The organism is Rhodococcus sp. P4_C10, assembly GCF_056402135.1.
This window is the reverse complement of the sequence record NZ_JBFUHZ010000016.1, coordinates 73,646-93,047: the sequence shown is the minus strand read 5'-3', so window position 1 is coordinate 93,047 and position 19,402 is coordinate 73,646. Positions and strand designations below refer to the sequence as shown.

Below are 19,402 nucleotides of genomic sequence, written 5' to 3'. Positions count from 1 at the left end.
GATGATGCACGGCCGTCGGGCCCTGCCGGAGCTCACGGAACTCACCGCGGCGCACTGGACGTCGGGGGAGAGCGGGCGGCTGTCCGTGCAGCGGTGCGCGCACTGTCTCCGATGGTCGTTCCCGCCGGCGTCACACTGCCGGCACTGCTGGCGTGACGACTTCACCTACGAGCCGGTCACCGGCAAGGGCGCACTGCTCAGCTGGACTGAGGTGTTCGAGTCCGTCGCGTCTGCCCCGCAGCCGCCGTACCTCGTCGCGGTGGTGGAACTCGAGGAGGGGATCCGGCTGTTGCTCGGCCTGACCGACGCCTCGCGGGATGCGCTGCGGGTCGGTGCGCCGACCAGGCTGGTCTTCGAGCCGATCGGCGAGGGGGTCTGGTTGCCGCTGGCCGAACTCGAGGAGTGGGAGCAGCCGGAGGACCGTCTCGAGGCGGTGTCGTGAGCGGCGTCGGCCGATGACGGGCGCCGTGGTCAGCGGGGTGGCCCGGGTGCCGGTCGCGGGCACCGACGGCGCGGTGGCCGCGGTGTTGGGTGCGCTGACCGACGCCGGACTTGCCGGTTCGGCGGTCGAGGGCGTGCTGGTGTGTGGAGTCCCGGCACTGGAGGGACTCGACCTGGGCTTCGAATTGTCCTGGGCGGCAGCAGAACCGAATCGATTCGCGGTGGTCGCCGGAGTCGCGTCCGCGGCTGCGGTGGTGTCGGCGGGATTGGCCGCGCACGTGGTGTGCGTGGACGCGGCCGCGCCGGTGCGATTTCTCGGCGCGGGGTCCGGCGGCGCCCCGGAGTACCGGATCGGTGGCCGTGGCACGGCGTCCGGGTGGGCGCAGTGGCATGCGCCCTACGGCGCGGACTCGGTGTTGGTCGAGGTGGCACTGGCCGCCCGGGCGTACGTCGAGCGGTTCGGCCTGACCCGCGCCGAGCTGGCGCAGGTGGCGCTCGCAGCCCACGCCCACGTGGGTGACCCGCTCGGGTTGGCCGAGTACCTGGCGGCGCCGATGCTGGCGGACCCGCTGTGCAGGTACGACCGCGCCACCCCGGTCGCGGGCGCCGCGGCGATCGTGCTCAGTGACACGGACCTCGCGTCGGACCTGGCGGGCGAGGCCGTGGCGGTGGCGGGCCTCGGGTCCGCCAGGTCCTCGGTCCCGCTGTGGGAGCAGCAGTCCGAACCCGACTCGACCGCGATCCACCGGGCGGCCGAGCGGATGTGGCGCAGCACCGGACTCGCCCCCGCCGACGTCGACGTGGCGGTACTCGGCGACGAACTGTCCTTCCTGACGGTGCTCTGGCTGGAGGCGCTCGGCTTCTGCGGGACCGGTGAAGCCCGGTATCTTCTCGGGAGGAAACAAACTTCGCGTGGCCTCGAGGTGGCGGTCAATCCGCACGGCGGCCAGCTCGGCGCCGGCGGGTCGGCCGGCCTGGACCTCGTCGTGGAGGCGGTGGCGCAGCTGCGCGGCGGGGCTCCCGCCACAGCGGGCGCCCAGGTGCCCGCGGTGGCGGCGGTGGGACTCGGCGAGGGCACCGTGGCGGGCTGCCTGCTGCTGACGCGCTGACCGCGGTCCGCTTGTCTCGAGTTACGTTAATCTCGGCAGTCGAGATAGTTCTTGGTCGAGAGAGTTGGGGTCGCCGGGTTGAACGAGGTCGGTGTACGAGGAGGGCGTGTGGTGGGCAGGCAGGCGACGGGGCGGCGCGCCGCGGGCGAACGGGTGGCGGGCTCGGCGGAGTCGGACGGCGCCGATGCCGCGCTGGCGCTCGTCCATCGGTTGCGCGGGCTGGCGTCGGACCTGGACCAGCTCGGTGCCACCTTTGCCGAGCGAAACTCGTTGCACGCCACGGATCTTCGTGCGCTGGTGTTGCTGCTGGACGCCGACCGTGCGCAACTGGCCGCGACCCCCGGATGGCTGGCCGCCCAGCTCGGACTGGGTTCGGCCGCGACGACGGCCCTGCTGGACCGGTTGGAGCGGGCCGGGCACCTGGTGCGGTCGGCCGACCCCGGCGACCGTCGCCGGGTGCTGCTACGGGTCCAGGAGCAGGCGCGGTACCTGGGGTGGTCGTTCTTCGCTCCGCTGGTGGGGCGGGTGGACGCGGCCATGGCGGACTTCGACGCCGACGAGCGTGCCACGGTCGCCCGTTTCCTGGGCGCGATGGACGGGGCGCTGGCGGCGGAACCGGACCGCTCGGACCGGCGGGGCGGCCGCGGCGATAGGTTTGACGGGTGATTGTTGCGCTCATCGACTCCGGCCTGGGGATGCTGCCCACTTCGGCGTGGCTGCGGCGGCTTCGCCCCGACCTCGATCTGCTGCTCTGCCTCGACCCGGACGGGGCGCCCTGGGGTCCGAGGCCGCGGGAGTGGGTGATCGAGCGGGCGGTCGGGGCGGCCGAGCGGGCGGTGGGCCTGGGCGCCGAGGTCGTCGTGGTGCCGTGCAACACCGCCAGTGTCACCGCGCTCGAGCACATCAGGGACCGACTCGGCCCCGGCGTCCCGGTGGTGGGGACCGTGCCCGCGATCAAGCCGGCGGCCGCGGTCTCGCGGTCCGTCGCGATCTGGGCGACGGCGGCGACCACCGTGAGTGACTACCAGGCCGACCTGATCGCCCGGTTCGGGAACGGTGCCGTCGTCACCGGGGTGGCCTGTCACGGGTTGGCCGACGCGATCGACCGCGGCGATACCGGGCAGGTGAGCGCCGCGATCGCCGAGGCGGTCGCGCACACCCCCGCCGGCTGCGACGCCGTGGTCCTCGGCTGCACCCACTACCCGCTGGTCGAGGCGGAGATCGCCGCCCGGCTGCCGGCCGGTGTCACGCTGTTCGACAGCGCGGAGGCGGTGGCGGCGCAGACGGTGCGCCGGATCCAGGCCCTCGGCCGCGACAGCACCGGGGCCGGCGCCGTGTCGGTGCTGCTCAGCGGCAGGCCGGGTGAGCTGCCCGCGAGCGCACTGAACTACGACGCGGGCCGGGTGCTCGCGGACCCTACGCGCCTGCCCCGCTGAGCTGGGCCAGGCCCGCGACCACCAGGCGTGCGACGCCGCGCAGGTCCTCGGCGCGGTCCCGGGCCAGTTCGTCGAGGTCGCGCAGGCGGTCGGCGCCGGCGGCGGCGAACATCGCGGCCACCCAGGCGGTGGCGCTGGAGTCGAGCGCCCGGGCAGACGCGGCGAACGGCGAGCTGGCCCGGAGCACCTCGATCGTCGCGTCGTGCAGGTAGCTGCGCAGCCGCCGGAGGTGTTCGCGCACCGCGGGGTGGGTGTCGGCCTCGCGCCAGATGATCACCCGCATCACCGAGGAGTGGTGATCGCGCAGGTTCAGCGCGGCGTCGAGGTTCACCAGCGTCGACTCCGGTTGACCGGTGACCACCAGGTCGGCCACGTCGGCGAGCGGTTCGGCCGGCAGACGCTCGGTGACCAGTGTCGTCAGCAGCGACTCCTTGGTGGGGAAGTAGTAGAAGACCAGTCCCTTGGGGACGCCGGCCTGTGCCGCGACGGCCGCAGTGGGGGTGGCGTCGAAGCCCCGTGCTGCGAAGAGTTCCTCGGCGGCGTCGAGGATCAGCTTCCTCGCGTCGCCGTCCGCTCTGGCCGTCCGGCGCCGCCGCGGACCCGGCATCGTCAGGTACCTCCGAACGTGAGGGTGGGGCGAGCGGCGGCGCTCGCCCCACGGGATTGTCGTCCTTTCGCAGTGTCGTCGGTGGGGGTCAATGCGCCGCCAGTCCGCCCCGGTGACCGATGTGCATCGGGGAGCTTTCCGGGAGCGCGGCCATCGCGACCACCGCGGTCAGCACGCCGCCCACCCACGAGGTCCATGCGGCGCCCGTCAGGTGCGAGAAGCTGGTGACCCAGGGGGAGATGAACATCAGGACGCCGAGCACACCCATTGCCCAGACGACCATCTCGGTACCGGGGGACGCCAGGTTGGCGAGCCCGGTCACGGCCACGAGCACGCCGAGAACGATCATCGACCACCGCGCGGCGCTGTTGGTGTCAACCCAGATCGGCGAGAGCGCCACAACCGCACCGATCACCACGGCGGCCCAGTCCTGCCACCGAGACCATTCGACCTTCATTTCTGCCTCCTCGACGAGGGAACTCCTGACTCCGGTATAGACCTGATTGACCGGCCGGTCAATGGCCTGGAATCCGGCGCCGACCAGGCCTTCGTGGGACCCTGTGAGGCATGCACGACGAGGTGGTCAGGGCGTTGGGCGAGGTGGCGGACGCGGGCGACGCGCAGCACCTGCGACGGTTCTTCAAGACCGGCCCCGGCGACTACGGCGAGGGCGACCTGTTCATCGGAGTCCGGGTGCCTGCCACCCGGAAGGTCGCCGCGCGGTTCGCGGACCTGCCGCTGCGGGAGATCGACGCGCTGCTCGACAGCCCAGTGCACGAACACCGGCTGGCCGCGCTGCTGATCCTGGTCGGGCGATTCGAACGCGCCGGCGCGGTGCGCACGCGAGACGAGGCGGAGCGGGAACGGATCGCCGACTTCTACGTGGCCGCGGTGCTGCGCGGGCGGGTGAACAACTGGGACCTGGTCGACAGCTCCGCCGAGCGGGTGCTCGGTGGCTGGCTCTACGACCGGCCCCGGGACCTGGTGTTCACGCTGGGCGACGACGACGACCTGTGGCGCCGTCGGGTGGCGCTGCTGACGACCTTCGGGTTCATCCGGCGGGGCGACGCGTCGACCACGCTCGAGTTGGCGCCGCGACTGCTGGGCGACCGCCGGGACCTCACCCAGAAGGCGCTCGGCTGGATGCTCCGCGAGGTGGGCAAGCGGGTGGACCGGGTGCTGCTGACCGGGTTCCTGGACCGCTACGCCGGGTACCGGCGCGGGCGTCGACTGGGATCATCGAAAGGCGGGGCTGCGAAGAGCAGTGCCTCGAAGAGAAGTGCCCCGGAGGGCGGGTAGAGCGGGCTGTCAGAACTCGATCTTGACGTGGTCGGAGACCGGGCGGGCCTGGCAGCCGAGGATGTAGCCGGCGGCGATGTCCTCGGGGTCGAGGATCTCGCTGTTGCCCATCTCCACGTTGCCCTCGAGCACGGTGCAGGCGCAGGAGCCGCACTCGCCCTCCTGGCAGGAGTAGGGCACGTCCAGTCCCTTGGACAGCATGATGTCGACGAGCGTCTGCTTGCGCGGCCAGCTCATCTTGTGGGTCTCGCCGTCGAGCTGCACCTCCACGGTGGCGGCGTCGGCGGCCTCCTCCTCGGTGACCTCCTCGACGACGACCTCCTGGAAGGGGTCGCCGGCGAGCGAGTTGAACACCTCGGCGTGCACCTGGGTGCGCGGGACGCCGGCCTCGGCGAGCGCCTTGTGCACGGTGTCCATGAAGGGGCCGGGGCCGCACATGAACGACTCGTAGCCGCCGAACGGCGTGGCCAGGGTCGCGAACTGGTCCGGGGTCGGCAGGCCCTGCAGGCTCTCCAGCCAGTGGATGACGGTGAGGCGGGTCGGGTACTGGGCGGCGAGGCCGCGCAGCTCGTCGCGGAAGATCACCGACTTCTCGTCGCGGTTGGCGTAGACCAGGACCACCTTGCCGGAGCCCTGGGTGAGCGCCGACTTCAGGATCGACATCACCGGGGTGATGCCGCTGCCCGCGCCCCAGAGCAGGAAGTCGTGGTCGAGCGACTTCGGCGTGAAGACGCCGGACGGCGGCAGCACCTCGATGGTGTCGCCGACCTTGACGTTGTCGCAGAGCCAGTTGGAGCCGTAGCCGTCGGCGGTCCGCTTGACGGTGACCTTGGGCTCGGCGTCGGTGAACGGCGAGCTGGCCAGCGAGTAGCAGCGGGCGACGGAACCGGTCCGGTCGCTGGGGATGCGCAGGGTCAGGAACTGTCCGGGCTTGTAGTCGAACTTGCTGCGCACCTCGTCGGCGACCGCAAAGACCAGCGAGCGCGCGTCGGAGGTCTCCTCGATGACCCCGGACACGGTGAGCACAACCGACCTGGAGCTGTGCGGCACGTCAACAGTGGTCATCGGTGGATCCTCTCAGGGTGAATCTCGAACTGGGCTGAATCTGGAACGTGTTCTAGTTTCGAATCTAGCAGGAAACCATGGAACCAGCAGGATGCTAATTTGCGTCGGCCGATTCCCGATAATCGGGACAAGCTTCACTCACGCGTTCGCGGACCGCTGTCGATCCAGCTGCACGCCGAGTCCGGAGATCAGGGTCTCGACGCCGAAACGGTAGAAGTCCTGGGCGTGCACCCCGTCCAGGTGCCGGGCCGCCCGGGCGATGGCCTCCGGCAGGCCGGTCCGGTCCGGAATCGTCGGCTCCTGGTCGGCGATCCCGCTGCGGCCGAACAGGTAGGTGTGGATCGCGACGTACGCGAGCAGCACGTTGCGCTCCGAGAACCCCGCGTCGAACAGGATCTCCATCACGAGTTCGATCAGGTGCCGTTGCTTGCGCAGCATCTGCTCGAGCAGCACCTCGCCCAGGCCCGGGTAGCGGGCGAGGCGGTCGTCGATCTGGTCGATCAGGGTCCGCAGCCGGGCCTCCCAGTCCCCGCCGGAGTCCGGTGCGGTGATGTCGGCGAGTGCGGCGGTGGCCACCAGGTCCAGCAGTTCGCGCTTGTCGGAGACGTAGTAGTACGGGGCCATCGCCGAGACGCCCAACTCGCGGGAGAGGCGGCGCATCGAGAGCTTGTCGAGCCCGTCCTCGTGCACCACGCGCAGCGCCGCCGCGACGATCTCTTCCTCGGAGAGGTTCCCGTGTGTGGGGCCGGACACCGGTGCGCCGCCGGCTGTGTTGCGGCCGGCCGGCCGTCCCAGGATCACGGACTTGTCCGTCATCATGTCCTCAGTGATCAACGATCTTGATCATCGGCGGTAGCGAGCGGTGGCAGCGCGCGCTGTGCATTGGGATCGACGGGTTGTCGGCCCCGTTCTCCCATTTTAGGGCCTGTAGACCCCGATGGGGTGGGCTCGGTGGAACTGGTTCGACTTCGTGGGTATTCCGGTCACCTCGGAGGGCAGGGCGCGCCGACGGAGGTGAGGGACCCGACGCCGTGGGTCAGCGTCTCGCCGCCCGCGCGCAACAGGTCGGCCAGGTCCAGGGAGTCGTCGGTCAGCCACTGCTCGTACGCGGACAGCGCGACGCCGAGGACCATCCAGCCGACGGTGCGCGGCAGGTGGTCGGTGGCGTCGCAGCCGAGTCGGACGGCCGTGTACTCCGCGATCACGTCGCGCCAGCCGTTGTACATCACCATCGAGTAGGCCTGCAGCGCAGGAGCTTTCAGGATGATCTCCATCCGGCTCCGATGCAGCGGGGCCACATCCGGCGGGAACCGGTTGAACTCCAGCAGTGCGGTGGTCAGGCCCTCGGCGAGCTGGATGTCGTCGGGCAGCGCGGCGAGCAGCGAGCGCATGTCGGCCAGGTGGTTGTCGAAGTCGCCCCACGGGATGGCGTTCTTGGACGGGAAGTAGCGGAAGAACGTCCGTCGCGCGATGCCTGCGGCCTCGGCGATCTGGTCGACGCTGGTCTCCTCGAATCCGTGTGCGGCGAACAGTTCGATGCCGACGGAGCTGATCCGTTCGCGCGTGGTCGACGGTCGCCGACCCGTGCGACCTCGCGTGGTGCTGGGACTTTCCGCCAATTTCGCCTCCGGGCTTTCATTATGCACTCGATGCCATTATTGTCGTGAGCCGAGTCACAGTGGTACTCGCTGAGACCGTCGATCACCCTGACACAGGAGGTAAGCCAGATGGCCGACCATCGCGAAAATGCCGTTGCCGAGACCGAGCTCGTCCAGGAGTCGCTCGTGGAAGAGGTCTCGATCGACGGCATGTGCGGCGTGTACTGATCGTGGATCTCGACACCGGGTGGTCTCTCCACCCGCAGGTGGCGCTTCGCCCCGAGCCATTCGGGGCGTTGCTCTACCACTTCGGCACCAGGAAGCTCTCGTTCCTGAAGAACACCGTCATCGTCGGCATCGTCACCTCGCTGGCGGAGCACCCCGATGCCCGGACCGCGATCCGGGCCGCCGGGATCGACGACGCCCAGGTGGACACCTACGCGCGCGCCCTGGCCACCCTGGCCGAGTCGCAGATGATCGTGCGGGCTCCGGCCGGCGCGACGTCCGCAGCCTGACGCTGCTCCAGCCCCGCACGTCACCGACATTCTCCCCTCGCGAGGACACCAAGCCCATGACCTCCATGCTCGATCGCCCCGCGCCGGCCCCCGTCGGCCGCCTGGTCGACCAGTTCGAACTCGGCCTCGACGCCCCGATCTGCCTGACGTGGGAACTCACCTACGCCTGCAACCTCTCGTGCGTGCACTGCCTGTCCTCCTCCGGTCGTCGCGACCCGCGTGAGCTGTCCACCGAGCAGTGCAAGTCGATCATCGACGAGCTGCAGCGGATGCAGGTGTTCTACGTCAACATCGGCGGCGGCGAGCCCACCGTCCGCTCGGACTTCTGGGAGCTGGTCGACTACGCGACCGACCACCAGGTCGGCGTCAAGTTTTCCACCAACGGCGTCAAGATCGACAAGAAGGTCGCCGCCCGCCTGGCCGCCAGCGACTACGTCGACGTGCAGATCTCCATCGACGGCGCCACCGCGGAGGTCAACGACGCGGTCCGCGGCCCCGGATCCTTCGCGATGGCCGTCCGCGCACTGGAGAACCTCGCCGAGGCCGGGTTCAAGGACGCGAAGATCTCGGTCGTCGTCACCCGCCACAACGTGTCCCAGCTCGACGACTTCAAGGCGCTCGCCGACAAGTACGGCGCCACCCTGCGGATCACCCGGCTGCGCCCGTCCGGCCGCGGCGCCGACGTGTGGGACGACCTGCACCCCACCGCCGGCCAGCAGCGTGAGCTCTACGACTGGCTCGTGGCCAACGGTGACGGGGTGCTCACCGGCGACTCGTTCTTCCACCTGTCCGCGTACGGCGACGCCCTGCCCGGGCTCAACCTGTGCGGCGCCGGCCGGGTGGTGTGCCTGATCGACCCCGTCGGCGACGTGTACGCGTGCCCCTTCGCGATCCACGAGCAGTTCCTGGCCGGGAACATCGTGAGCGACGGCGGATTCCAGCACGTCTGGCAGCACTCGGAGCTGTTCGCGGACCTGCGCTCCCCGCAGACCGGCGGCGCCTGCACCAAGTGCAGCCACTACGACGCCTGCCGCGGCGGCTGCATGGCGGCGAAGTTCTTCACCGGCCTGCCGATGGACGGCCCCGACCCGGAGTGCGTCATCGGCAACGGCGAGGCCGCGCTGGCCGCCGACCGCGGCGAGCTGCCGAAGTCCCACGTGGATCACTCGCGCACCGGGCAGCGTCGTACCCCGCGGGCACCCGTGCCGCTGCAGCTGATGGTCCGCCCCCCGGCCAAGATCTGTGACGAAAACCCGCTCGCGGGAATGGAATAGAGGATTCTCTTCATGGCTAAGAACGCCTGGTTCGAAACGGTGGCAGAGGCGCAGCGACGCGCCAAGAAGCGGCTGCCGAAGCCCGTCTACATGGCGCTGGTCGCCGGGTCCGAGAAGGGGCTGACGGTCGACGACAACATCGCGGCCTTCAGCGAGCTGGGCTTCGCCCCGCACGTGGCGGGACTGCACGACAAGCGGGAGATGGCGACCGAGGTCATGGGGCAGCCCATCTCGATGCCGGTGCTGATCTCACCGACCGGCGTGCAGGCCGTGCACCCGGAGGGCGAGGTGGCCGTCGCGCGTGCCGCCGCCGCCCGCGGGGTCGCGATGGGGCTGAGCTCGTTCGCGTCGAAGTCCATCGAGGAGGTCGCCGCGGCCAACCCGCAGACGTTCTTCCAGATGTACTGGGTCGGTGACCGCGACACCCTGGTCCAGCGCATGGAGCGGGCCCGCGCGGCCGGCGCCACCGGGCTGATCATGACGCTGGACTGGTCGTTCTCGATGGGCCGCGACTGGGGCAGCCCGGCCATCCCGGAGAAGATGAGCCTCAAGGCGATGTGGGACAACGCGCCCAGCGCGATCACCAAGCCCCGCTGGCTGATGGACTTCGCCAAGACCGGCAAGGTCCCGGACCTGACGACGCCCAACCTGATCAAGCCCGGCCAGCCGGCGCCCACCTTCTTCGGTGCGTACGGCGAGTGGATGGGCACGCCGCTGCCCACCTGGGAGGACGTCGCCTGGCTGCGCGAGCAGTGGGGCGGGCCGTTCATGCTCAAGGGCGTCATGCGTGTCGACGACGCGAAGCGCGCCGTCGACGCCGGTTGCTCCGCGATCTCCGTGTCCAACCACGGCGGTAACAACCTCGACGGCACCCCCGCCCCGATCCGGGCGCTGCCGGCGATCTCCGAGGCCGTGGGCGACCAGCTCGAGGTGCTCCTCGACGGCGGCATCCGTCGTGGCAGCGATGTCGTCAAGGCCCTCGCGCTCGGTGCCAAGGCCGTGATGATCGGCCGCGGCTACCTCTGGGGTCTCGCGGCGAACGGCCAGGCCGGCGTCGAGAACGTCCTGGACATCCTGCGCAGCGGCATCGACTCGGCGGTGCTGGGTCTCGGGCACTCGTCGATCGCGGAGCTGTCCCCGTCCGACCTGGTGATCCCGGCGGACTTCCGCCGCGACCTCGGCGTCTAGGACGCCACGGGCCGTGACGATACGGCTCACCGAACCGATCACCCTGGCCGGGCGTACCGCACCGGCCAGGGTGATCTTCGGTCCGCACGAGACGAATCTCGGTGTCGGCCGGTCACTTTCCTCCGCGCACGTCGCGTACTACGGCAGGCGCGCCCGGGGCGGGGCAGGCGTCGTGGTCACCGAGGTGGCGTCCGTGCACTCCGGCGACTGGCCGTACGAGCGGGCCCCGCTGGCCGCCGACTGCGGACCGGGCTGGCGGGCCGTCGTGGACGCCTGCCGCCCGCACGGGACGCTCGTGCTCGCCGGTCTCGGCCACACCGGGGGGCAGGGCTCGAGTGCCTACTCCCAGTCGGTGCTGTGGGGCCCCTCGCCCGTCGCCGACGTGGTCACCCGCGAGCTCCCGGCCCAGTTGGAACAGGCCGAGATCGACGCGGTGGTCGCGGGATTCGCCGCCGCCGCCCGCACCGCCCGCGCCGCGGGGGTGGACGGCGTCGAGATCGACGCGGGCCCGCGGGCGCTGCTGCGCCAGTTCCACTCCGGCCTGACCAACACCCGGGCCGACGAGTACGGCACGGACCGACTGCGGCTCACCCGGGAGGTGCTCGCCGCGGTCCGCGCCGAACTCGGCCCGGACCGCGTCCTCTCGCTGCGGCTGAGCTGCGACGAGTCGGCGCCGTGGGCCGGCGTCACCCCCGAGATCGCGGCGGGACAGGCTCGGGCCCTTGCGGATTCGCTCGACCTGCTGGTGGTGGTGCGGGGCGGCCCGATGTCCGTGCCGGACTACCGTCCGGACGCCCACACGGCCCCGATGTTCAACGTGGAACTCTGCGAGCAGATCCGGTCGGCGGTCGGCGGCGCCGTCCCGATCGTCCTGCAGGGCAGCGTCGTCGACGCCGAACAGGCCCGGCAGGCGCTCGTCGCCGGGGTCGCGGACGCGGTGGAGATGACCCGCGCGCAGATCGCCGACCCGGACCTGGTGGCGACCGTCCGGGCGGGGGAGCGGCCGCGACCCTGCGTGCTCTGCAACCAGGCCTGTCTGGTCCTGGACCCGATGAACCCGCTTGTGGGTTGCATCGGCAACCCCGAGGCAGGTCAGGAGGGCGTCGAAGTCGCTGCGCCGCAAGCGGACCCCGCGCCGGTGCTGGTGGTCGGCGGCGGTCCGGCGGGCCTGGAGGCGGCCCGGGTCCTGGCCGGACGCGGCCACCGCGTGCGACTGGTCGAGCAGTCCGAGCGACCGGGCGGCATGGTGTCCACGGTCGCGGTCGGCGTCGGCCGCGAACGGCTCACCGAGCTCACCGACTGGCTCGCGGCGCGGTGCCGACAGTTCGGTGTCCGGTTCGAGACCGGCCGGGCGGCGTCGGCGGCGGACCTGGACGCGGCCGCCCGTGCCGGCGAGCGGGTGGTGCTCGCGACCGGCAGCACCACCCGGCTCTGGGACGGCGACCGTGAGGACAACGCGGTGATCGTCCCCGCCGCGGCGGTGCTCGGCGGGTGCGGGTTGCCCGACGGACCGGTACTGGTGTTCGACCCGGTCGGCGGGCCGGTCGCGGTCGCGGTCGCGGAATGGCTTGCCGCGCAGGGTCGCAGCGTCGCGCTGCTGACCCGCGACCCGGTGGTCGGCACCCAGCTGGGCCGCACGGGCGACCTGGCGCCGGCCAACGTCCGGCTGCAGCGCGCCGGGGTGGCCCGGCACCTGTACTCGCGGATCTGCGCGGTCGGTGCGGCGGCCGTGGTGATCGAGGACGTGCACACCGGGGTCCGGCGGTCGGTGCCGGCGGCGGCCGTCGTCGACTGCTCGCCCGGTCTGCCCGACGACGCGCTGCACCGCCCCGGCGTCACGCTGCCGGCCGGGGACGCCGTCGCGCCGCGCACCGTCGCCGAGGCCGTGCGCGAGGGCCGTGCCGCCGCCGTCGGGATCGGTGCCCGATGACCGGGACGGGGCGGGCCGGCGACTGTCCGAGACTGCTCAGCCCGCTGTCGCTGGGGCCGGTGACCCTGCGCAACCGGGTGGTGTTCGCCGCGCACCTGACCAACAGCGCGGTCGACGGGCTGCCCACCGCCCAGCACGCCGCCTACTACGCGGCTCGGGCACGCGGCGGCGCCGGCCTGGTCGTCACCGAGGAGCACTGCGTGCACCCGACCGACCGGCCCTACGAGAAGCTGATCGCCGGGTACCGGCCGGAGGTCGTCGACGGGTACCGGCGGATCACCGACGCCGTCCACGCGCACGGCACGGTGATCCTCGCGCAGCTCAACCACAACGGGGGCCAGGGCACCGGGATGTACACCCGGCTGCCGGTGTGGGCGCCGAGCCCGATCCCGGACCCGCTGTTCCGGGAGGTGCCCAAGGCCGTCGACGAGTCCGAGATCGCGGAACTGGTCGCCGGGTACGCGCTGGTCGCGGCGCACTGCCGCAGCGGCGGCTTCGACGGCGTCGAGATCCAGTGCTCGCAGTCCTCGATCCTGCGGGCGTTCCTCTCGCCCGACGCGAACCGGCGCACCGACCGGTACGGCGGGTCGCTCGCCAACCGGGCAAGGTTCCTGCTCGCCGTGGTGAAGTCGGTGCGCGCCGCGCTCGGCCCGGACCTGGTGCTCGGCGTGCGCCTGACCGGGGAGGAGGGGATCGCCCGGGGCATTCACCTCGACGAGGCGGTGGCGGTCGCCGCGATGGTCGAGGCGACGGGGATGGTCGACTACCTCAACACGTCGATCGGGATGGCCACCGAGAGCCTGCACCTGATCGAGGCGTCGATGGCGGTGCCGCGCGGCTATTCGTTGTTCATCCCCAACGCGATTCGGCGGCGGGTGGCGCTGCCGGTGGTCGGCGTCGGCCGCTTCACCGGGCCGGAGCAGGCGGAGCGGGCGCTCGAAGAGGGGCACTGCGACCTCGTCGGGGTGGTTCGCGGGCAGATCGCCGACCCGGACTTCGCGGCGAAGGCGACGGCCGGTGCCGCGGCGGAGATCCGGACCTGCCTGTCCTGCAACCAGGAGTGCGTGGGCCGGGTGGGGCTGAACCGGTGGCTGGGGTGCGTCGAGAACCCTCGGGCCGGCAGGGAATCGGTGCCGCTGCCGGTGCCGCGGCGACGGGGCCTGCGGGTGTGCGTGGTCGGCGGCGGCCCGGCCGGGCTGCAGGCGGCGGCGACCGCGGCCGAACGCGGCCACCGGGTGACGGTCTTCGAGCGCGGCGCGCTGCTCGGCGGTCAGGTGCGCACCGCCGCGGTGGGGGCGGGGCGGTCGGAACTGTTGGAGATGGTGCGCGGTCTCGCCGCGCAGTGCGCCCGGCACGGTGTGGAGATCCGGACCGGGTGCGAGGCGAGCGCCGAGGTGTTGCGCGAGGAAGGCCCCGACGTGGTGCTGCTGGCCACCGGCGCCCGGTCGCGGCGGCCCGCGTGGGCGGGCGACCTGGCGGCGGTCGTGGACGTGCGCGACGTGCTCGAGGGTCGCGTCGCGCCCGTCGGCCGGGTGCTGCTGATCGACGAACTCGGATTTCACCAGGGCACCTCGACCGCGGAGCTCCTGGCGCAGCGCGGCTGCGAGGTCACCCTCGCCACCAACGCGATGGTGGTGGGGCAGGACCTGGGCCTGACGCTGGACATGGAGGGCTGGCGCGCGCGGGCGCACCGGCTCGGCGTCGACACGCTGACCGACGTGGTGCCGATGGCGGCGACGGCCGATGGCGGGGGAGTGCGGGTGAGCCTGCTGCACCACCCGACCGGCCGGACCCGCGAGCACGTCGTCGACGCGGTGGTGTGCTCGGTGCACCAGGAGCCGGTGGACGAGCTGTGGAAGACGCTGTCCGGCAGCGACTTCGAGGTGCACCGGATCGGCGACGCGCTGGCGCCGCGGCGGGCGAATGCCGCGGTGGTCGAGGGTCATCGGGTTGCGGTCGCCCTGTAGTCCCGCCGGTGGTCGTGGGCGCCCACCACTCACTCGGGCTTGGCCGAGGCCGTCTGGAGCAGGCCCCAACTGAACTGTGCCTCGCAGGCGGTGCCGTCCGCGACGGTGAACTCGGCGATGGCGTGGCTCGGCACCGTTCCGCCCGACATCCGGAAGCGGACGGGTCCGCAGGCACGTTCGAGATCGTCGATGGTCACCAGCCACGGCCGCAGGTCCGCCGGTTCGGTGATGGTCGGTGCGACCGAGTCCGCGCCCCGGACGAGGCGCTCGTCGATCACCTCGCCGCCGGGGCCGAAGGTGATCTGGAACTGCAGGCCCGGCCACAGCGGCATGGTCCAGCCCTCGACTGCCAGGTCGCCGCCGAGAGCGGTGGGCCGGGTCCCGGTCACGTCCGGGCGGCCGAGCGCCATCCGGTAGCGGCCGGCGCCATCCGGGAAGTTGCCGCGTAGTCCACGTTGCCACTGTGCGTGCGCGGCGCGGGCGTCGGTACCGCTCTTGCCGAGGTTCTTCAACGCCGACCCGACGAGGGACGGCTGATGGTCGTCCATCCGTCGCAGCAGCATCAACTCGAAGTTGACGACACCGAAACCCGCCAGGGGCATGCGTTCCAGAATCATCTGCCCTCCTGTGACATTGGGGATCAACGCAATTGGGTAACACTCAGACGTCGGGGTGCTGCGACGTCGGGGTGCAAGGGGGTGAGTCAGATTCCGGTGTCGGCGTCCCCGGGCAGCACCCGCTGCGGCGTCTGCGTGAAGATCCACCCGCCGTCCGTGGCGGGGGTCAGCACCCACACGACGTCGTAACGGTCCTCGGGCCAGGGGTCGGGAACCGGACGATCCGTGCCGCCGAGTGCGTCGACGATGTCGGGGATGTACTCGCGCTGCCAGGAGATCAGGACGGGGCCGCCGGTTCGGGTGACCTCCTCGGCGAGGTCCGACACGTCGTCACGTCCGAACCGGGTGTCCACGTCGAGGTCGAGTCGCTGTGCCAGCGGCGAGATCGTCTGCAGCGACCGCTTGCTGCCCTTCTTCTTGCTCGGCGTCGAGGCGAACAGTGCGCGCGGCCGCACGAGCGGCGGTCCGGGCTCACCCGCGCCGGCGGCAAACAGGTCGGCGAGTGCGGCGGCCCGCCGCCACCCGGTCGCGGTGAGGGAATCGTCGCACCGGGTGCCGTCGGCGTCGATGCCGGGCTCGGAACCGGCTTCCTCGTCGGGTCGTTCGGCGTGCCGCACGAGCATGATCGTCGTCGTCGGGACGGTCCGGTCCTTGGCCATGGCGCCATTGTCCACCCGGGGACGGGCATCCGGCGGTGCCGTCACCGGCCGCGGTAGCGGAATGCTGATTCCGGTTAGGCTGCTACTGTGCGGCATGCGGAATATTGGTTCCGCTTGTCCTCGATGGGAGTCAGGGTTCCGATGCGCAAGGCGACCTCCGGACGGCGTGCGGGCACGCCGTACCAGGTGACCTATCTGGTCCTCGCCGTGGCGATCACGGCCTACTCGCTGTTGCAGTCGCTGGTCGCGCCGGTGCTGCCGCTGCTGCAGGTGGAGCTGCACACCGACCAGAACGCGGTGACCTGGATGCTGACCGCGTACCTGCTGTCCGCGGCGGTGGCCACCCCGATCCTCGGCCGGGTCGGCGACATGGTGGGCAAGAAGAAGGTGCTCGCATCGGTCCTGCTCGTCGCGTGCCTCGGCTCCGTTCTCGGCGCGGTGGCGCAGTCGATCGGGGTGATGCTCGTGGCCCGGGCGGTCCAGGGGATAGCCGGCGGCGTCATCCCGCTCGCGTTCGGCATCGTCCGTGACGAGTTCCCGCGCGAGAAGGTCTCCGGCGCCGTGGGCGTGGTCTCGGCGTTGGTCGGGGTCGGGGGCGGGCTGGGTCTGGTCCTGGGCGGCCCGATCGTGGACGCTCTCGGGACCAGTTGGCTGTTCTGGATCCCCGCGATCGCGTTGGCCGTGTCGGCGGTCGGCACGGTGGTTGCCGTGCCCGAGTCGCCGGTTCGAACGCCGGGCCGGGTCAGCTGGCTCGCGGCCGTGCTGCTCTCCGGGTGGCTGGTCGCACTGCTCGTCGCGGTGAGCGAGGGATCCCGGTGGGGATGGACGTCCGGCGCGGTCCTCGGCCTGCTCGCATCGGCGGTGGTGCTCGGCGTTGCCTGGTCCGCGGTGGAACGACGCGACGCCAGCCCGCTGATCGACATGGAGATGATGCGCATTCCGGCGGTGTGGACGACGAATCTCGCCGCACTGTTCATCGGTGTCGGGATGTACCCGGTCTTCGCCTTCCTGCCCGCGTTCCTGCAGACCGACCCGGGCGCCGGCTACGGCTTCGGCTCGAGCATCGTCGAGTCGGGGCTGATCGTGCTGCCGCTGTCGCTGACCTTCCTCGTGGCTGGCATCTGCTCGGGCCGCCTGTCGCACCGCTTCGGGGCCAAGGCCGTGCTGGTCACGGGCGCGGCCACGGCCGGCGGAGCCTTCCTGGTCCTGGTGTTCTGGGGGTCGGCGATGGGGGGCGTAGTGGTCTCGATGGTGTTGATGGGGACGGGATTCGGGCTCGCCTTCTCGTCGATGTCGAGCATCATCGTGCACGCGGTACCGACTCACCAGACCGGTGCGGCCAGCGGCACCAACGCCAACATCCGGACGATCGGCGGCGCCCTCGGGTCCGCGCTGACCGCCAGCGTGGTCACCGCCCATGTCCAGCCGAGCGGTGTCCCCGCCGAATCCGGCTACACCGCCGCCTTCGCGGTGATGGCGGTGGCGGTGCTCCTCGGCGGGCTCGCGGCCCTGCTGATGCCGCCGCGCCGTGCCCCGGACGAGGTCCTGATCAGCCACGTCCCGGTGACGGTCCCGGCGGCGGCCTGACCGGCGGACCTACCATGGCAACCGAGATGACAACGCACAGTGAGACGACGCCGGGCGGAGCGGCCACGGACAGGCCGCTTCGGAAGGACGCCGCGGAGAACCGGACGCGCATCCTCGAGGCCGCTGGTCGCGTCTTCGCCACCTGCGGCGTCGAAGCCGGGGTGGAGGAGGTCGCTCGCGTCGCGGGTGTCGGAGTGGGCACGCTGTACCGGCGGTTCCCCAGCAAGCAGGCGCTGATCGACGAACTCATCGGGCAGCACCGCAGGGAACTGGTACAGATCGCCCGAGCGGCGGCCGACAACCCGGACGGGACGGGTCTCGAAGAGTTGGTGCGCGCCACCGGCGAACTGCAGGTCGGGAAGTCGGGTTGCCTGCCACGGCTGTGGAACCACTCCGACGCGGAACCGGAGGCCATCGAGGAGTTCCGGACCCACCTCGCCGAACTGCTCGGGCAGGCGCAGCGGTGCGGGCGGATCCGAGAGGACGTCACCCACTCGGACATCACGACGCTGTTCTGGGCGTTGCGGGGCGTCACCGAATCCTCGTATGCCGTCGCACCGAATGCCTGGCGCCGGCACCTGGAGATCGCGTTCGCCGGGATGAGGCCGGTGGAGGGCGGAGCCTTCAGCGCGCAGTTGCGGGAGCGGCCGCTCACCGTCGCGCAGATGCGGAAGATCAGCAAGTGACCGGGGCGCTCGTGCGGTCGAGTCCGGTGTCGTGCCTCGCCGACCTCCGGAGGCCGGACGAGGATCGGTCATTTGCGACGCGAACGACTGCCGGGTAAAGCTGTCCTCGGCCAGGAGGCCGAGATCCGACGTTCGAGTGTCGGGTCTGTCGTGGAACCGGGTGACGTGTGGTCGCCGGACGAGAGATGGAGTTGTCATGAGTTCTCCCGAGCCGATTGTCGTTGTGGACGGGGCGCGCACCCCGGTCGGTAGCTTCGGCGGTGTGTTCAAGGACGTGCCCGCGCACGAGCTGGGCGCGACCGCGGCGAAGGCCGCACTCGCGCGCGCCGGCGTGGCGCCGGAGGACATCGACGAGGTGGTCATGGGCTGCATCGGGCAGGTCGGGCCCGACGCCTACAACGCCCGACGGGTCGCGCTGGCCGCCGGACTGCCGGTCTCCACCCCGGCCTACACCGTCAACCGGCTGTGCGGTTCGGGCCTGCAGGCCGTGTGGTCCGCGGCGATGCAGATGCGCTGGGGCGGCGTCGATTTCGCACTCGCCGGCGGCGACGAGAACATGTCGCGGATGCCGTTCTACGACTTCGGCGCCCGTAGCGGCTACAAGCTCGGCGACCGCACGCTGGTCGACGGCACGGTCGGCATGCTCACCGACCCCTTCCACAACGTGCACATGGGCGTGACCGCCGAGAACGTCGCCACCAAGTACGGGGTCAGCCGGATCGAGCAGGACGAGTTCGCCGTCGAGTCGCAGCGGCGCGCCGCCACCGAGGCCGCCAAGGCGGCCTTCGCTGAGGAGATCACCCCGGTCGAGATCGGTGGCCGCAAGCCGGTCACGGTGGACACCGACGAGCACCCCAAGCCGGGCACCACCGTCGAGACCCTCGGCAAGCTGCGCGCGGCGTTCGTCAAGGACGGCACGGTCACCGCAGGCAACGCGTCGGGCATCAACGACGGCGCCGGCGCCCTGGTGCTGGCCACCCAGTCCGCCGCGCAGGAGAAGGGGCTCACCGGCCTGGTCACCATCGAGGCGGTCGCGACCGGTGCGCTGGAGCCGGAGCTGATGGGCTACGCCCCGGTGCTGGCGCTGCGGAACCTGTTCGAGCAGACCGGCACCACCCCGGCCGACATCGGCGTCGTGGAACTGAACGAGGCCTTCGCCTCGCAGGCGATCGCGACCATCCGCGACGCGGGCCTGGACCCGGAGAAGACCAACCCGTACGGCGGCGCGATCGCGCTCGGCCATGCGGTCGGTGCCACCGGCGCAATCCTCAGCCTGCGGGTGGCCAAGGACATGGTCCGGCGCGATCTCGAGCTGGGCATCGTCACCATGTGCATCGGTGGCGGTCAGGCTCTGGCGGCACTCTTCCGTCGGATCTAATTGACAGCGAAGCTGTGTTGATCGTGTGAAGAAGTCCACTTCGCCA

At 71.4% G+C, this 19,402-nt stretch carries 21 protein-coding genes; 14 read left to right on the top strand and 7 right to left on the bottom strand.

The window, feature by feature from the left end; translation table 11 throughout:
* The first annotated feature begins 1 nt into the window (after position 1).
* From AC1DWC_RS13190 to AC1DWC_RS13175, 4 genes are all read left to right on the top strand, one after another.
* Positions 2–442: a Zn-ribbon domain-containing OB-fold protein gene (locus AC1DWC_RS13190; protein ID WP_477908659.1), complete on the top strand. Its 441-nt coding sequence runs from the start codon at positions 2–4 to the stop codon at positions 440–442.
* Positions 443–455: 13 nt separating this feature from the next.
* The gene (locus tag AC1DWC_RS13185; RefSeq protein ID WP_477908657.1) at positions 456–1,550 is read left to right on the top strand and encodes a thiolase family protein; all 1,095 of its coding nucleotides are present in this window, start codon (positions 456–458) and stop codon (positions 1,548–1,550) included.
* A 111-nt stretch (positions 1,551–1,661) separates the two neighbouring features.
* Positions 1,662–2,216: a MarR family winged helix-turn-helix transcriptional regulator gene (locus AC1DWC_RS13180; RefSeq protein ID WP_477908655.1), complete on the top strand. Its 555-nt coding sequence runs from the start codon at positions 1,662–1,664 to the stop codon at positions 2,214–2,216.
* Positions 2,213–2,986: a glutamate racemase gene (locus AC1DWC_RS13175; protein ID WP_477908653.1), complete on the top strand. Its 774-nt coding sequence runs from the start codon at positions 2,213–2,215 to the stop codon at positions 2,984–2,986. The genes AC1DWC_RS13180 and AC1DWC_RS13175 overlap by 4 nt, the downstream gene beginning before the upstream one ends.
* Here the strand turns inward: AC1DWC_RS13175 and AC1DWC_RS13170 are convergent.
* Positions 2,967–3,593, bottom strand: coding sequence for a TetR/AcrR family transcriptional regulator (locus AC1DWC_RS13170; RefSeq protein WP_072842748.1), 627 nt, complete (start codon positions 3,591–3,593; stop codon positions 2,967–2,969). The two genes, AC1DWC_RS13175 and AC1DWC_RS13170, sit on opposite strands and share 20 nt — an antisense overlap.
* 88 nt (positions 3,594–3,681) lie before the next feature.
* Positions 3,682–4,050: an SPW repeat protein gene (locus AC1DWC_RS13165; protein ID WP_477908651.1), complete on the bottom strand. Its 369-nt coding sequence runs from the start codon at positions 4,048–4,050 to the stop codon at positions 3,682–3,684.
* 110 nt (positions 4,051–4,160) lie between these two features.
* Between AC1DWC_RS13165 and AC1DWC_RS13160 the strand changes: the two genes are divergently transcribed.
* The gene (locus AC1DWC_RS13160; protein WP_477908649.1) at positions 4,161–4,892 is read left to right on the top strand and encodes a DNA alkylation repair protein; all 732 of its coding nucleotides are present in this window, start codon (positions 4,161–4,163) and stop codon (positions 4,890–4,892) included.
* A gap of 9 nt (positions 4,893–4,901) precedes the next feature.
* Here the strand turns inward: AC1DWC_RS13160 and AC1DWC_RS13155 are convergent, their stop codons facing one another.
* The 3 genes from AC1DWC_RS13155 to mftR all read right to left on the bottom strand — a co-directional run bounded on the left by AC1DWC_RS13155 (position 4,902) and on the right by mftR (position 7,576).
* Complete coding sequence (locus tag AC1DWC_RS13155) at positions 4,902–5,957, bottom strand: 2Fe-2S iron-sulfur cluster-binding protein (RefSeq protein WP_477908647.1); 1,056 nt, start codon at positions 5,955–5,957, stop codon at positions 4,902–4,904.
* Between the two features lie 138 nt (positions 5,958–6,095).
* Positions 6,096–6,791: a mycofactocin system transcriptional regulator MftR2 gene (gene mftR2 / locus AC1DWC_RS13150; protein WP_477908645.1), complete on the bottom strand. Its 696-nt coding sequence runs from the start codon at positions 6,789–6,791 to the stop codon at positions 6,096–6,098.
* Positions 6,792–6,940: 149 nt separating this feature from the next.
* Positions 6,941–7,576, bottom strand: coding sequence for a mycofactocin system transcriptional regulator (mftR, locus tag AC1DWC_RS13145; RefSeq protein WP_072842751.1), 636 nt, complete (start codon positions 7,574–7,576; stop codon positions 6,941–6,943).
* Between the two features lie 108 nt (positions 7,577–7,684).
* Between mftR and mftA the strand changes: the two genes are divergently transcribed.
* Genes mftA through AC1DWC_RS13115 form a run of 6 tightly spaced genes read left to right on the top strand, consistent with a single transcriptional unit; the run spans position 7,685 to position 14,429 of the window.
* Positions 7,685–7,783: a mycofactocin precursor MftA gene (gene mftA, locus AC1DWC_RS13140; RefSeq protein WP_072842752.1), complete on the top strand. Its 99-nt coding sequence runs from the start codon at positions 7,685–7,687 to the stop codon at positions 7,781–7,783.
* Positions 7,768–8,070 carry a mycofactocin biosynthesis chaperone MftB gene (gene mftB, locus AC1DWC_RS13135; RefSeq protein ID WP_072842753.1) on the top strand — a complete coding sequence of 101 codons (303 nt, stop codon included), beginning with the start codon at positions 7,768–7,770 and terminating at the stop codon, positions 8,068–8,070. Before mftA ends, mftB begins: the two co-directional genes overlap by 16 nt.
* Before the next feature lie 56 nt (positions 8,071–8,126).
* Complete coding sequence (gene mftC, locus AC1DWC_RS13130; protein WP_072842754.1) at positions 8,127–9,344, top strand: mycofactocin radical SAM maturase; 1,218 nt, start codon at positions 8,127–8,129, stop codon at positions 9,342–9,344.
* A gap of 12 nt (positions 9,345–9,356) precedes the next feature.
* Entirely contained in the window at positions 9,357–10,532 is a 1,176-nt protein-coding gene (gene mftD / locus AC1DWC_RS13125; RefSeq protein WP_477908642.1) for a pre-mycofactocin synthase MftD, read from the top strand.
* 13 nt (positions 10,533–10,545) lie between these two features.
* Positions 10,546–12,462, top strand: a complete 1,917-nt coding sequence (locus AC1DWC_RS13120; RefSeq protein WP_477908640.1) for a mycofactocin system FadH/OYE family oxidoreductase 1 — start codon at positions 10,546–10,548, stop codon at positions 12,460–12,462.
* Entirely contained in the window at positions 12,459–14,429 is a 1,971-nt protein-coding gene (locus AC1DWC_RS13115; RefSeq protein ID WP_477908638.1) for a mycofactocin system FadH/OYE family oxidoreductase 2, read from the top strand. The genes AC1DWC_RS13120 and AC1DWC_RS13115 overlap by 4 nt, the downstream gene beginning before the upstream one ends.
* A gap of 29 nt (positions 14,430–14,458) precedes the next feature.
* Here the strand turns inward: AC1DWC_RS13115 and AC1DWC_RS13110 are convergent, their stop codons facing one another.
* Positions 14,459–15,046 (bottom strand): hypothetical protein, encoded by a 588-nt coding sequence (locus AC1DWC_RS13110; protein WP_477908636.1) that lies wholly within the window; start codon positions 15,044–15,046, stop codon positions 14,459–14,461.
* 86 nt (positions 15,047–15,132) lie between these two features.
* On the bottom strand, positions 15,133–15,705 hold the full coding sequence (locus tag AC1DWC_RS13105) for a hypothetical protein (RefSeq protein ID WP_477908634.1): 573 nt from the start codon (positions 15,703–15,705) through the stop codon (positions 15,133–15,135).
* A 141-nt stretch (positions 15,706–15,846) separates the two neighbouring features.
* Between AC1DWC_RS13105 and AC1DWC_RS13100 the strand changes: the two genes are divergently transcribed.
* The 3 genes from AC1DWC_RS13100 to AC1DWC_RS13090 all read left to right on the top strand — a co-directional run bounded on the left by AC1DWC_RS13100 (position 15,847) and on the right by AC1DWC_RS13090 (position 19,356).
* The gene (locus AC1DWC_RS13100; RefSeq protein WP_477908632.1) at positions 15,847–17,292 is read left to right on the top strand and encodes an MFS transporter; all 1,446 of its coding nucleotides are present in this window, start codon (positions 15,847–15,849) and stop codon (positions 17,290–17,292) included.
* Between the two features lie 26 nt (positions 17,293–17,318).
* The gene (locus tag AC1DWC_RS13095) at positions 17,319–17,978 is read left to right on the top strand and encodes a TetR/AcrR family transcriptional regulator (RefSeq protein WP_477908630.1); all 660 of its coding nucleotides are present in this window, start codon (positions 17,319–17,321) and stop codon (positions 17,976–17,978) included.
* Between the two features lie 196 nt (positions 17,979–18,174).
* Entirely contained in the window at positions 18,175–19,356 is a 1,182-nt protein-coding gene (locus tag AC1DWC_RS13090; RefSeq protein ID WP_477908628.1) for a thiolase family protein, read from the top strand.
* Positions 19,357–19,402 lie beyond the last annotated feature (46 nt).

Excerpts from the sequence above, each read along its gene's own strand:
- AC1DWC_RS13190 (WP_477908659.1), top strand. The coding sequence starts at position 2 with ATGATGCACGGCCGTCGGGCCCTGCCGGAGCTCACGGAACTCACCGCG.
- AC1DWC_RS13185 (WP_477908657.1), top strand. The coding sequence starts at position 456 with ATGACGGGCGCCGTGGTCAGCGGGGTGGCCCGGGTGCCGGTCGCGGGC.
- AC1DWC_RS13170 (WP_072842748.1), bottom strand. The coding sequence starts at position 3,593 with ATGCCGGGTCCGCGGCGGCGCCGGACGGCCAGAGCGGACGGCGACGCG.
- AC1DWC_RS13165 (WP_477908651.1), bottom strand. The coding sequence starts at position 4,050 with ATGAAGGTCGAATGGTCTCGGTGGCAGGACTGGGCCGCCGTGGTGATC.
- AC1DWC_RS13160 (WP_477908649.1), top strand. The coding sequence starts at position 4,161 with ATGCACGACGAGGTGGTCAGGGCGTTGGGCGAGGTGGCGGACGCGGGC.
- AC1DWC_RS13155 (WP_477908647.1), bottom strand. The coding sequence starts at position 5,957 with ATGACCACTGTTGACGTGCCGCACAGCTCCAGGTCGGTTGTGCTCACC.
- mftA (WP_072842752.1), top strand. The coding sequence starts at position 7,685 with ATGGCCGACCATCGCGAAAATGCCGTTGCCGAGACCGAGCTCGTCCAG.
- mftC (WP_072842754.1), top strand. The coding sequence starts at position 8,127 with ATGACCTCCATGCTCGATCGCCCCGCGCCGGCCCCCGTCGGCCGCCTG.
- mftD (WP_477908642.1), top strand. The coding sequence starts at position 9,357 with ATGGCTAAGAACGCCTGGTTCGAAACGGTGGCAGAGGCGCAGCGACGC.
- AC1DWC_RS13115 (WP_477908638.1), top strand. The coding sequence starts at position 12,459 with ATGACCGGGACGGGGCGGGCCGGCGACTGTCCGAGACTGCTCAGCCCG.
- AC1DWC_RS13110 (WP_477908636.1), bottom strand. The coding sequence starts at position 15,046 with ATGATTCTGGAACGCATGCCCCTGGCGGGTTTCGGTGTCGTCAACTTC.
- AC1DWC_RS13105 (WP_477908634.1), bottom strand. The coding sequence starts at position 15,705 with ATGGCCAAGGACCGGACCGTCCCGACGACGACGATCATGCTCGTGCGG.
- AC1DWC_RS13100 (WP_477908632.1), top strand. The coding sequence starts at position 15,847 with ATGCGCAAGGCGACCTCCGGACGGCGTGCGGGCACGCCGTACCAGGTG.
- AC1DWC_RS13095 (WP_477908630.1), top strand. The coding sequence starts at position 17,319 with ATGACAACGCACAGTGAGACGACGCCGGGCGGAGCGGCCACGGACAGG.
- AC1DWC_RS13090 (WP_477908628.1), top strand. The coding sequence starts at position 18,175 with ATGAGTTCTCCCGAGCCGATTGTCGTTGTGGACGGGGCGCGCACCCCG.